This is a genomic window from Gemmiger formicilis (assembly GCF_900167555.1).
GTDB classification, from domain to species: domain Bacteria; phylum Bacillota; class Clostridia; order Oscillospirales; family Ruminococcaceae; genus Gemmiger; species Gemmiger formicilis.
Window position 1 is genome coordinate 80,389 of the sequence record NZ_FUYF01000009.1, and the last position, 13,320, is coordinate 93,708.

Annotated in this window: 9 protein-coding genes; all 9 read left to right on the forward strand. The window is 57.6% G+C overall.

Features of this window, described 5'->3' with window-relative positions; genetic code table 11:
- Positions 1-80: 80 nt before the first annotated feature.
- The 9 genes from B5D32_RS09010 (at position 81) to B5D32_RS09050 (ending at position 13,116) form a co-directional block, all read left to right on the forward strand.
- Positions 81-1,118: a TRAP transporter substrate-binding protein gene (locus B5D32_RS09010; protein ID WP_078784727.1), complete on the forward strand. Its 1,038-nt coding sequence runs from the start codon at positions 81-83 to the stop codon at positions 1,116-1,118.
- 3 nt (positions 1,119-1,121) lie between these two features.
- Positions 1,122-1,631, forward strand: a complete 510-nt coding sequence (locus tag B5D32_RS09015; protein ID WP_078784728.1) for a TRAP transporter small permease — start codon at positions 1,122-1,124, stop codon at positions 1,629-1,631.
- Positions 1,628-2,929 carry a TRAP transporter large permease gene (locus tag B5D32_RS09020; protein ID WP_078784729.1) on the forward strand — a complete coding sequence of 434 codons (1,302 nt, stop codon included), beginning with the start codon at positions 1,628-1,630 and terminating at the stop codon, positions 2,927-2,929. Before B5D32_RS09015 ends, B5D32_RS09020 begins: the two co-directional genes overlap by 4 nt.
- Positions 2,930-3,199: 270 nt before the next feature.
- Positions 3,200-3,958, forward strand: coding sequence for a LytR/AlgR family response regulator transcription factor (locus B5D32_RS09025; RefSeq protein WP_078784730.1), 759 nt, complete (start codon positions 3,200-3,202; stop codon positions 3,956-3,958).
- Positions 3,946-5,223 (forward strand): ATP-binding protein, encoded by a 1,278-nt coding sequence (locus B5D32_RS09030; RefSeq protein ID WP_078784731.1) that lies wholly within the window; start codon positions 3,946-3,948, stop codon positions 5,221-5,223. Before B5D32_RS09025 ends, B5D32_RS09030 begins: the two co-directional genes overlap by 13 nt.
- A 218-nt stretch (positions 5,224-5,441) precedes the next feature.
- Positions 5,442-8,408, forward strand: a complete 2,967-nt coding sequence (locus tag B5D32_RS09035; protein WP_078784732.1) for a glycoside hydrolase family 3 protein — start codon at positions 5,442-5,444, stop codon at positions 8,406-8,408.
- A 15-nt stretch (positions 8,409-8,423) separates the two neighbouring features.
- Positions 8,424-10,040 (forward strand): bacterial Ig-like domain-containing protein, encoded by a 1,617-nt coding sequence (locus tag B5D32_RS09040; protein WP_078784733.1) that lies wholly within the window; start codon positions 8,424-8,426, stop codon positions 10,038-10,040.
- A gap of 96 nt (positions 10,041-10,136) precedes the next feature.
- Positions 10,137-12,557: a glycoside hydrolase family 3 C-terminal domain-containing protein gene (locus B5D32_RS09045; RefSeq protein ID WP_078784734.1), complete on the forward strand. Its 2,421-nt coding sequence runs from the start codon at positions 10,137-10,139 to the stop codon at positions 12,555-12,557.
- Positions 12,558-12,570: 13 nt separating this feature from the next.
- On the forward strand, positions 12,571-13,116 hold the full coding sequence (locus tag B5D32_RS09050) for a GtrA family protein (protein WP_078784735.1): 546 nt from the start codon (positions 12,571-12,573) through the stop codon (positions 13,114-13,116).
- Positions 13,117-13,320: the final 204 nt, after the last annotated feature.

Consider the following 13,320-nt stretch of genomic DNA (forward strand, 5'->3'; position numbering starts at 1 on the left):
TCCCCCAGCCGCTGCGGCGGCAGCTCCCTCTCAGAGGAGGCCAAGGGGAAAACGGCATACATACAAGAAGGAGAAATACCATGTTCAAAAAATTCGCAGCATTGGCTGCTGCGGCTGCGCTCAGTCTGGGTGTTATGACCGGCTGCGGCGCGTCCGGCACCACCGCCGACTCCACCGGCTACAGCGCCGAGAACCCGCTGGTGCTGACGCTGGCCCACGGCCTGTCCGAGACCCACACTGTCCACATCGCCATGACCCAGTTCGCGGACGAGGTCGCTGAAAAGACCGATGGCCGCATCCAGGTCAAGATCTTCCCCAACGGCCAGCTCGGCAGCGAAAACGAGAACCTTGAGCAGCTGCAGGCCGGCGTTATCGCCATGACCAAGGTCTCTGCACCCGGTCTGGCTACCTACAACGATGCCTTCAACACCTTCGGCCTGCCCTATATCTTCAACGATACCGATGACTTCTACCATGTCATGGACTCGCAGGAGATGCAGGACTTCTTCCTCTCCACCGGTGACGACGGCTTTGTCACGCTGACCTATTACACCTCCGGCGCACGCTCCTTCTACACGAAGGATCGCGCCATCCGCACGCCCGCCGACCTGAAGGGCCTGAAGATCCGCGTGCAGGATATGAAGAGCCAGACCGACATGATGAGCTATCTGGGCGGCATTCCCGTCGCCATGTCCTACGGCGACGTTTACACCTCGCTGCAGACCGGCATCATTGACGGCACCGAGAACAACGAGACCGCCCTGACCACCGGCAAGCACGGCGAGGTCTGCAAGGTCTACTCGGTGGACCAGCACGCCATGATCCCCGACGTCCTCATCATGAGTGAGAAGGTCTGGGAGACCATCAGCCCCGAGGATCAGGAAATCATTCTGGAGGCCGCCCACGATTCCACCGATGCCCACAAGGTCATGTGGGACACCGCTGTGGAGGAGGCCGTCAAGGAAGCACAGGAGACGATGGGCGTTGAGTTCGTCTATGACGTCGACAAGGAAGCCTTCCGCGAGGCAACCCAGCCCATGATCGAAGCCTACGAGGAGCAGTATCCCGGCGTCAAAACGCTGCTGGATACCATCGACGCCGCAAGAGGGGAGGAGTAAGCCATGAAAAACACCTTTGCTGCCATCAAATTCTGGATGGACAAAATTTTGAGCATTGCCTGCGCCGTACTGCTTACCTTTATGACGGTGCTGGTTCTGATTCAGGTTTTCTCCCGCTATATCCTCAACAGCCCCGTGGCTTTCACCGAGGAACTTGTCCGCTACAGCCTGATCTGGACCGGCTTCATCGGCGCGGCCTACGCCTTCTCCACCCGGGAGCACATGTCCCTGACCCTCATCCGCGACAAATTTACCGGCAAGGCGCACACCGCCCTGCTGGTGGTCATCGATGGTCTGATTCTGCTGATGGCCATCTTCGTATTCACTATCGGCGGCTTTAAGCTGGCTGTCTCTGCCAGCCGCGAGTTCTCGGCCCTGCTGGGTATTCCCCGCAGCCTGGTTTACTCCATCGCCCCGATTTCCGGCGTGTTCATCGTCCTGGCGCAGATCATCAACATCTATGAGGACGTCACCGGCGAAAAAGTTGAATCCAAGGAGGGTGCAGACAAATGAGTATCACCATGACCACCGTTATCCTGTTCGCCGTGTTCGGCGTGCTGCTGTTCCTCGGCGTGCCTATCTCCATCAGCATTGTGGCGTCGTCTATCGTGACCGCCATGTCCACCCTGTCCTGGGACCAGATCACCTTTATCACGATGCAGAAGATGAACTCCGGCGTGGAGAGCTTCTCGCTGCTTGCTGTGCCTCTGTTCATTCTGGCCGGCAACATCATGAACAACGGCGGTATTGCCAAGCGCCTGGTCAACTTCGCCCAGCTGTTCGTCGGCAAGATCCCCGGCTCCATGGCGCAGGCCAACATCCTGGGCAACATGCTGTTCGGCGCGCTGTCCGGCTCCTCCGTTGCTGCCGCATCCGCCATGGGCGGCTGCATCAGCCCCATTGAGGAAGAAAACGGCTACGACCCCGCCTACTCCGCCGCCGCCAACATTGCCTCCGCCCCCACCGGCCTGCTGATTCCCCCGACGTCTGCCTTCATTGTCTACTCCACCGTCGCGGGCGGTGTCTCCATCTCCACGCTGTTCATGGCCGGTTACATTCCCGGCATCCTGATGGGCCTGTGCTGCATGGTCGTTGCGTTCATCGGCGCAAAAAAGGCTGGCATGAAAGCCACCGGCATTGACCACAGCCAGAGCATTGCCAAGACCGTCTGGGACGCCGTGCCGTCTCTGCTGCTGATCGTCATTGTCATCGGCGGCATCGTCTCCGGTATCTTCACCGCCACTGAGGGCGCAGGTGTCGCGGTTCTCTACTGCCTGATTCTTTCCATCATCTATAAGAGCATCGACTTCAAAGGCTTCCTTGGCATCCTGCTCAACTCCGCCAAAACGTCCGGCATCATCCTGTTCCTGATTTCTGCCTCCTCCGCCATGTCCTTCGTTATGGCCTACTCCGGCATCCCGGCAGCCATCTCCAACGGCCTGATGAGCCTGACTGACAACAAGTACATCATCTTCCTGCTCATGAACATCATCCTGCTGGTCATCGGCATGTTCATGGACATCACCCCGGCCATCCTGATTTTCACCCCGATCTTCCTGCCCATCGCCACCAGCTTTGGCATGACGGAGATCCAGTTCGGCGTTATGCTGATCTTCAATATGTGCCTGGGCAACATCACCCCGCCGGTCGGCTCGGTTCTGTTCGTCGGCTGCGGCATCGGTCATGTATCCATCGAGCAGGTCACGTCCAAGCTGATCCCCTACTTTGCGGCACTGGTTGCCGCCCTGCTGGCCGTCACCTACATCCCGGCTCTGTCTCTGGGCCTGCCCAGCCTGATGGGCCTGATTTAACTATTGGCTGATTAAAATAGTACAGCCCCCGCCAAGCTCTATGAGTTTCCGGCGGGGGCTGTGCTGTTATTTTGCCGATGTATCTGCTGCTTTTTTATTCCTTTGCCACCGTAGTGGTCAAACAGTGGTCAAGAATCTTCCATGCGCAGCACGCAGCATTCCGAAAATATCTTGGAAAAATTGGACGATTCGCTCGTAAAAGGTTGACGCGGCTGCGTTCGGGGGTATATCATATTTGTATAGATCTTTGCGCGGGGGGAGGAACGCACGATGATCCGAATCGGCATTGTGGACGATGAAAAACAAGAAAGAGACCAACTGAAACAGGCATTGGCGCGGTTTAGCGCGGAGAACGGCACAGAACTGAACGTACAGGAGTTCGACTGTGCGGCAGTCTATCTGGCGGCGCAAGACCGTGATTTTGACATTTTATATCTGGACATTGATATGCCGCAGATGTCCGGCATGGAACTGGCCGAAAAAATCCGGGAGACAGATCAAGACGTCATCCTCATTTTTTGCACGAATTTGCAGCAATTCGCGCTGAACGGGTACAGTGTCGGCGCGCTGGGCTTTATTGTAAAGCCGATACAGTGGTACTCCTTCCATATGTATCTGACGCGGGCGCGGAAGGCGCTGCAAAAGCGCGTCGGCCAAAAGACTGCGCCGCCGCACATTGTCGTCAAGGACGGCACCGTGACGCGGCTGCTGGATGCAGCGGAAATCGCCTATGTGGAGGTGCGCCAGCACGACCTGCTGTACAACCTGTGCGGCGGGGACGCTAAGACCGAGATCATCAAAAACCGCGGTTCGATGCAGGAAATCGCGGCGCAGCTGACGCCCTACGGCTTTGTGCGATGCAGCGCCAGTTATCTTGTGAACCTGCGCTGTATCACGGCGGTAAGCCGTATGAATGTCTATATCGGCGGGGCGGCACTGCCCATCGGGCGCACTTACAAGGACGCCTTCACCGAGGCATTCTCCCGATATATGGCAAAAAAGGAGTGGGAAGACCCGTGCCGGTCATAAATTGGATACTGAACCAGCAAATCCAGCTGGGTATGATTCTATGCGCTGGCCTGTTTGTCCCGTGGGGGCAGCGCCGCAGCTGCTTCGTTCCGCGGCTGGCGACGGGTGTATGCGTCTTTCTTGCGCTGACGGACACCCTGGCATTTCTGCCGCTTTGGGCAAGATTGCTGCTGTATACGACGCTGCTGTTTGGTCTGATATGGTTCAGCTTTGATTGCAGCCCGCTGCACGCCCTGTTTTATACAACCTGTGCCTACGCGGTGCAGCACATTGCCAGTAAGCTGGCCTATATGACTATTATTTGGCTGGTTCAGCATGGGCGCACAGACGGGCGCGTTAACTTTGTCATTCTGCTTTTCAGCAACCTTGTGGTCTGCCTGGTCATCTACCTGCTGTTCACCCTGCGCATCCGGCGCGGGCGCCTGCTGTTTGACAATGTCAAGACCGTGCTTTACTCCGGCTTTTTCCTGATTGCCGCGGTCTACCTGAGTGTTGTGCTGGAGGATGTTCTGGACAGCAGCGCAGAGTCCTACCTGACCGCCTATCTGGCGCTGAATGCGTTCTGCATCCTGTTTGCCATCACGATTCTGGCGCTGGAATTTTCAAATTGCAGCATCAAGAGTCTGGAACACGAGAATGAAACGCTGGCGCAGCTGCTGGAATGTGACAAGCAGCAGTATGAGCAGGCAAAAAAAGACATGGAAAAAATCAACATCCGCTACCATGACCTGAAACAGCAGTACTCCCACGCCACGGAGGAGGAACGCGCCCGTCTGGAAGAAGAGATGGACAACCTGAACCTGCGCTATTTCACCGGGAATAAGGCGCTGGACATCACACTGACCCAAAAGTCGGCACTCTGCGGGCAGGCAGATATTCAGCTGGTCTGCTCGGCAGACGGCAGCTGTCTGGAGGATATGAAGCACTACCACATTTACTCCCTGCTGGGCAATGCGCTGGACAATGCCATTGAGTGCCTGACGCAGGTAAACGATGCGTCTAAGCGGGTCATCACACTGGACATAAGCCGCTGCCGTGACATGGCGGTCATCCGCGTGCAGAACTACACCCCCGCACCGCCGACGCTGCGGGACGGCGCTATCGTCACAACCAAGCAGGATACCGAGGAGCATGGCTACGGCATAAAAAGCATCAAAAGCATTGCCGAGCTGTACGGCGGTACGGCAGACTGCTTTGTGGAGGACTCGATTTTTTACCTGGTGGTCACTTTCCCCTGCAGGAAAAGCCAAAAAGAAACTGCATAACCCAAAAGCGGCTGCCGAAAGGCGGTCGCTTTTCTTCTTTGTCATTTGTGCCGTGTTTTTTGACGTTTACGCCAACTGCATTGACCCGGTCAACACTTCCCTTTATGATAGCTTTGTGAAAAAGATATGAAAGGTTTCTGCAAAAGGGAAGTGCGCAGTCCTTGGCAGCAAGCGCATCGTATCATTCATCTGTGACAGTTTAGGAAGGAGAAAAACCTATGGCACAAAAGGAAACCTCAAGCAAGTCCCGCCGTTGGCTGGGCTTGTCCGGCGCGGCTGTGCTGGTGGCCAACCTTGTCCTGACCGGAACGACTATTGCGTTCCAGCAGGAAGGCGAAGTCAACCACGCACTCGGCATCGAAGGCGGTGACGCATCTTACGGCGGCACGGAGTTCTCCGCTGACGGCACCCTGTCTGACGCAAGCTACGAAAAGTACATCGAAGCCGCTTATCAGTTCTGTGAGCAGGAAGAGGAAGAGGGCAGCGTGCTGCTCTACAACCGCAACAATGCCCTGCCGCTTTCCGAGTCTGAGCGCAACGTCACGGTCTTTGGCCGCGGCAGCATCGACCCGGTGTTCCGCAGCACGGCAGGCGGTTCCTCCACAAACCCGGATTACCAGAAAACCCCCGTTGACGCCCTGCAGGATGCCGGCTTCAACGTGAACCAAACCGTGCTGGACGCCTACGCTTCCGCCGAAGCGCCGAAAGCAAGAAGCGTTTCCAGCGTGGGCGAATATGACCCGGCACTGTTCACCGGCAGCGTCACCGACTCGTTTGCGTCCTACGGCGATGTCGCGTTTGTTACGCTGTCCCGCTTTGCCACCGAGGGCAACGACCTTGCGATGGTCAACGACGAGGGCAAGCGTATGCTGGAGCTGGACGACAACGAGAAGGCGATCTTCCAGAAAATCAAGGATTCCGGCAAATTCAAGAAAACCGTCGTCCTGCTGAACTCCGTCTTTGCGATGGAGATGGACTGGCTGGACGAGTACAATGTTGACGCTGTGCTGTGGGTCGGCAACCCCGGCTTCTACGGTATGCCCGGCGCCATCCGCGTTGTGACCGGTGAGGTCAACCCCTCCGGTCACACCACCGCCACCTTTGCCGCCAACTCCCTGTCTGCGCCCAGCGCCGAAAACTTCGGTCTGCACGCCTACAACTACGGCAGCAAAACGCCCCGCGCGGCAGGTGACAGCTTTGTCAGCTATAACGAGGGCATCTACGTCGGCTACCGCTACTACGAGACCCGCTACGAGGACACCATCCTCGGTCAGGGCAACGCCGATTCCACGGTTGGCACCAAGGCCTCGACCGACGGCTGGAACTACGCCGAGGAGGTCTGCTTCCCCTTCGGCTACGGTCTGTCCTACACGAACTATGACTACAGCCTTGACAAACTGGACTACAACAGCGACACCGACACCTTTACGGCGACCGTCACGGTGAGCAATACCGGCGACAGGGACGGCAAGGCTACGGTGGAGCTGTACGGACAGTCCCCCTACACCGACTACGACAAGCAGAACAACGTCGAAAAGTCCTCCATCCAGCTGCTGGGCTATGACAAGATCGACGTGGCCGCAGGTGCATCCGAGACTGTCACGGTCGATGTGCCCGGCTACTTCCTCGCGTCCTATGACGCCAAGGGCGCAAAGGGCTACATCCTCGATGCGGGCGATTACTACTTCGCCGTCGGCAACGGCGCACACGAGGCACTGAACAATGTGCTGGCCGCCAAGTGCGGTGACGCCGTTGCGGGCAAGCTGATCGATCAGGACGGCAATGTCGTCACCGGCAACACCGCCGCCGTGGCCACCTGGACCGCCCCCAACACCGAGGTCGATACCCAAAAGTACCGCAACTCCCGTTACAACAGCGATGTGGAAGTCACGAATACCTTCGACGACGCTGATGTGAACTACTGGGCGAACGACGACGAAAAAATCACCTACCTGTCCCGCAGCGCGTGGGATACGACCTACCCCACCACGCTGGAGACCCTGACGGTCAACGATAAGCTGTACAACGGTCTGAATATGCAGACCTACGTCAAGGCAGCCGACGCCAAGAGCGTTTCCGACTTCAACCTCGGCGTGGAGCTGGATGAGAAGATCAACTTCAGCGATATGATCGGCGTCGCCTTCGACGACCCGAAGTGGAACGACTTCCTTTCTCAGCTGACGCTGAGCGATCTGCTCATCAACATGGGCGACTCCAAGGGCATCAAGGCTGTCAAGGCTGTCAACAAGCCCGGCTGCACCATCGTCGATGGTCCCGAGGGCATGAACGGTCAGTTTAAGTACGGCGACCGCCGCAACTGCACCGGCTGGGCTACGCTGCCCATCGTCGGCGCAACCTGGAACCACGATGTGCAGACCCGCTTTGGCGAGATGTACGGCGAGGATGCGCTGTATGCGTCCATCCCCATCGCCTACGCGCCCGGCGCGGACACCCTGCGTTCTCCCTACTCCGGTCGTACTTCTGAGTATTTCTCCGAGGACGGCGTTCTCAGCTACTATGCTGCCAAGGCCGTTTCCCACGGTATGCGCAACAAGGGTCTGATCGGCACGGTCAAGCACTTCTTCCTGAACGAGCAGGAAGCCGGTCGTCAGGGCATTTCCACCTTTGCGAACGAGCAGGCCATCCGCGAGATCTATATGCGCGCCTTTGAGGGTTCCCTTGCTGAGGGCGATTCTCTCGGCGTTATGACCGCTTACAACCGTATCGGCGTTATGTACGCTGCCGCTAACCAGGGCATCCAGCACATCCTGCGCGACGAGTGGAACTACGGCGGCTACATCATCGACGATGCGCTGACTGCGTCCGAGTATTCCTCCGCCCCCGAAATGCTGATGGCGGGCAACAACATCTTCTGCCTGGATACCGCCCGCCCGAACGAAATCGAGAAGCTGATCACCAGCACCGATGACGGCGACCTGCTGCAGAAGGTCATCGACTCCAACCATTATCTGTACTACGTCATGCTGCAGTCCTCTATGGGCGGCTCCGGCGCGGAGGACGTTGTCGTTTCCGACGCAGCCCCGTGGTGGCAGACGACCCTGCGCGCTCTCGATGTTGTGTTCTGCGCACTGGCCGTTGCCGCTGTCGTGATGTATGTGCTGCATACCTACACGGACGTTTTCTCCGAGGAAAAGCGGAAGAATCGTGCCGCCAAAAAGAATTGATGGAGGTGGAACCTGATGAATAAAGGCTTGAAAAATAAAGGGCTGGGCAGCTGGTTCTGCCTTGCCGCAGCGCTGGTCGCGCTGATCACCGGCATTGTATTCCTGTCCACACAGGCCACGGCCGCCCCTCTGGGCCACTCCGGCACGATGCCCGGCGTGGTGCTGCTGGTCGGTGCTGCCGCTTCGCTCGTTTTCTTCTTTGTTTCCGTTCCGTTCAGCGCGCTGATTCAGGCGGTCATTTATAACATTGCCCTGTATCTTGTCGTTGTGCAGTTGTATTTCGTCTTTGCCGACGTCATCAACCATGTCACCTTTGCGGGCGGCAACGCCGGTCTGTGCGTGTTTTATATGGTCGGCACTTTCATTGCCTGCCTGCTCAGTGTGATTGCCTGCTTCTGCAAGCAGACGAAAACCGGCGAGGCAAAAGCCACCGGAAAACAGCTTGCTGCCGCCGGTGCGGTGGTCGTGGTCGCTGCGGTCTGCGTGGGCGGTTTCTCCCTGCAGAGCAGCAGCCTGCCCTCGGCCGACAATGCGGAGGTTGCCCCCGATGCGGCGCAGACTTCTGCCGATGGTCCCGTTATGAACTACAACGATAACGAGTATGTTTCCAAGACGCTGGATGACCTGATTGCCATCCCGCAGGAAACCTGGGAAGCCAAGGAGCCGAACGGGGAAGTCGCCTACTTCTTCGAGGGTCAGTACACCGAAGGCTTCGGCACCATCGTGGATCCGGCCTGTCTGGATATGTACTGCTACACCGACGGTTCGATGTGGGGTTCCTTCAGCGGTCCCAGCACCTCCGTGGGTAGCGACTCGATCTCCCATGTTTACGGCTACTGGTACAACTACGATGAAAACGGCGAGAAGAACTTCGTCATTCATCTGCTGGGCAATCAGGACGCCGACGGCACTGTGCGCCCCACCAATGTGGATGGCGGCGCGGATGCGGATATCTTCGTCTTTGACACCGACCACGGCGCATACAGCATGGAAGCCAGCCTGAGCTATGGCGTTTTTGGCGGTAGGATCACCCGCAACATCAACATCTACGGTCAGCCCTATGCCCCTGCCAAGAGCCTGACGATCGATGCCTCCAACCTGCGCACTTTCTACACGGGTGACACCTTCAACCCGGCTGAGCTGGTTGTGACGGCTACCCGCGCCAACGGTGCGGAGGAGTCCATCTGGGGCGGTCGCTTGACCTTCACCGGTTACGACAGCGACACCACAGGCACCAAGACCGTGACGGCCTCCTTCCTGGGTGCAACCGCTACGTTTGAAGTGCAGGTCGAGGATCTGGTCACCGAGCAGTACACGGGCAGCTATGAGCTGGTGCAGGGTGAGACGCCCACCGCAACGGATGCCGTGCTGCTGGTGGATTACTCCCACAAGGTCTGCACGCTGACTGCCGCCGACGGCTCTGCATCCATCACCGGCACGCTGGTGGATGCGCAGGACGATGCCCTTACCATGACCCTGAACAGCAGCGATGCCTTGACGGTGCCCATCACCGAGGGTGAGGACGGCAGCAAGCAGCTGACCATCCCCGCCCACGACGAAATCGTCTCCGGCTGGGGCTCCAGCACCACCTACTCCATCAACGAGGCTGTGGTCACGCTGGCGGCAGAGTAAGCATTCTTTGCTCTAACAACTGCTGAATAAAAGCCGCGTCTGATGTCTGCTTGCAGGCGTTGGATGCGGCTTTTCTTATGAGAAGGGAAAAAATATATGCAAAATACAGAACTTTTGCTGAAAAAATTGACCTTGGAAGAAAAATGCGCCCTGCTTTCCGGCGCGGAAACCTTCAAAACGCGGGGTATGCCCGAACACGGCATCCCGCAGATCTGGCTGTCGGACGGTCCCCACGGCTTGCGCAAGCAGGCGGGGGAGAGCGACCACTTGGGGCTGAACCCCAGTGTTCCCGCCACCTGCTTCCCCACGGCGTCGGCTGTTGCAAACAGCTGGGATGCCGCGCTGGGCGAAGAAATCGGCGCAGCCTTGGGCGAGGAAGCCGCTGCGCAGGAAGTGTCGGTGGTGTTGGGACCGGGGCTTAACATGAAGCGCAACCCGCTGTGCGGGCGCAGCTTTGAGTATTTCTCCGAGGACCCGTATCTCGCGGGCAAGCTTGCAGCGGGATATATTCGCGGCATCCAGTCCAAGGGCGTAGCCGCCTGCCCGAAGCACTTTGCCGTCAACAGTCAGGAAACGCGGCGTATGGCTTCGGATTCCATCGTGGACGAGCGCACCCTGCGGGAAATCTACCTGACCGGGTTTGAAATTGCCGTCAAAGAGGGGCATCCCCGCAGCATTATGTCGTCGTACAATCTTGTGAACGGTACGTATGCCAACGAGAATAAGCACCTGCTCATGGAGATTTTGCGCGGTGAGTGGGGCTTTGACGGCGCGGTCATCACCGACTGGGGCGGAAGCAACGACCACGCGCTGGGCGTGAAAAACGGCTCCACGCTGGAAATGCCTGCGCCCGGCGGGGACAGCGTGCGCGAACTGCTGGCGGCGGTGGAAAGCGGGAAGATCTCTGAATCCGACATCGACGCCCGCCTGTCAGAGCTGCTGCCGCTGGTGTTTGATACCAAGGCTGCGCTGGACGCTGCCCCGCGCGAGTTTGATGCGGCAGCTCATCATGCGCTTGCCCGCCGCGCCGCCGCGGAAAGCCTTGTGCTGCTGAAAAACGAGGGCTCTTTGCTGCCGTTGGCGGCGGGTAGCAAGGTGGCTGTCATCGGCGACTTTGCCAAAAATCCGCGCTACCAGGGCGCAGGCTCCAGCATGGTGAACTCGACACAGGTGGATGTGCTGCTGGATAAGCTGATCGACTCCGAGTTGAACGTCATCGGGTATCAGCAGGGCTTTGACCGCCACGGTAAGCCGGATGCTGCTTTGCAGAAGTCCGCCTGCGAACTGGCGACACAGGCGGATACAGTTATTTTGTGCATGGGTCTGGATGAAATCGCCGAGAGTGAGGGCCTTGACCGCAGCAATCTGCACCTTGCGCAAAATCAGGTGGATCTGCTGCAGGCTGTGGCGGCTGTCAACCCGAAAATTGTCGTGGTATTGTACAGCGGCAGCGTAGTCGAAACGCCGTGGCTGGACAACTGCCAAGCCCTGTTGTATGCCGCCTTAGGCGGTCAGGCGGGGGCGGGAGCCGTTGCGGATGCCCTGATTGGCAAGGTCAACCCCTGCGGCAAGCTGGCAGAAACATGGCCGTTGGCCTACGCCGACGTCCCCAGCGCCGCCGACTTTGCCACCCGCCGCAAGACCGTGGAGTACCGCGAGGGGCTGTACATCGGCTACCGCTACTTTACCACGGCGGAAAAAGCTGTGCGCTTCCCGTTTGGCTATGGCATGAGCTACACGACGTTTGCGTACAGTGATTTGGTTGCCAACGAACAACAGGTCAGCCTTACCGTAACGAACACCGGCAGTGTGGCAGGCACGGAAATTGTGCAGCTGTATGTTGCTAAAAAGAACAGTGAGCTTTTCCGCCCTGCAAAGGAACTGAAAGGCTTTGCCCGCGTAACGCTTGCCCCCGGTGAGAAACAGCGCATCACCATTACGCTGGACGACAAGGCGTTCCGTTTCTGGAATGTCAAGGCTAACCGCTGGGAAATCGAGGGCGGCGAGTACGAGCTGTTTGTCGGCGCAAGTGTGGAGGACATCCGGCTGTGCGAGAAAATCTCCGTGCATGGAACGGCTGCCGTGCATCCGTATGAGGATAGGGACTTGGATTGCTATTATAAGGGCGATGTGCTGCACGTTTCCGATGCAGACTTTGAAAAGCTGTTGGGGCATCCCATCCCGAATGGCAAAACCAAAATTGACCGCAATCTGACCTTGGGCGAACTGAACCACGCACGCAGCCCGCTGGGTTGGCTTGTCTGGCTTGTGTTGACGATCCTGCTGGATGCCAGTTATAAACGCGGCAAGCCGGACCTGAACATCTTGTTCCAGTACAATATGCCCCTTCGCGCCTTGGCAAAGATGACGAACGGCGCCATCAGCATGGGCATGGTGGACGGCATTGTCATGGAATTGCAGGGCTTCTGGATCCTGGGTCTTGTGCGGGTGATTTATGAAGCGATTAAGAATGTGGTGCTGAATGCGCAGATGGAAAAGCGTCTGCGCGGCGCCTGATGGAGGTTGCATTATGCAGTTTTGGAATAATTTTGCGGCAAAACACCCCGCCGCAGCCAAGTGGGTGCGCGAGGGCGGTCTGTTCGTCATCGTGTCGAACCTGATTACCGTGTTCAAGTATCTGCTGCTGCAATTTCTGCCCGCTGCGTTCAGCAGTCTACCGGTGGTGGATTTCGGCTGGCCCGGCGTGGATGTGACCCTGTTTGGGGAAACCTTCAAGTGGAACATCCTCGGCTACGATGCCGCCCACGGCGGTCTGCCGTACTTTTGCGCTTACATGATTGCTATGGTGATTGGTGAGTGCATCAACTTCCCGATCCAGCGCAATTTCGTGTTCCGCAGTAAGGGCAATTTAGGCAAGCAGATTGCGTGGTATGTGGTGGCTTTCTGCGTCATCACCTGCATCGTCAACTCCATCAACTGCGTATGGGTTGCCGTAGCCGGGCTGCTGGTGCCGGACTTTATTTATAACATCGGCACGACGGTTTTGAACGGCGGCGTGTCTATGGTCATTTTCTTCTTTGTCAACAAAATCATCTTCCCCGAAAGCGGGAAGTGATGGAGAGAATATCACTTTACGAGCGCCGCAGATAACGGATTGCAGTTTTGGATGATGAGCAAGCCCTGCTGATGGAATCCGTCATAGGTGGCTTGTCGCCGTGAATTGTGCACGTCTCGTAAGCAATTTGCGCTTGCTATTGACCGACTGATAATGACTGGAGTAAAAAGAGCCCGGAGGGCCTTACCAAATCGGTAAGGTTCT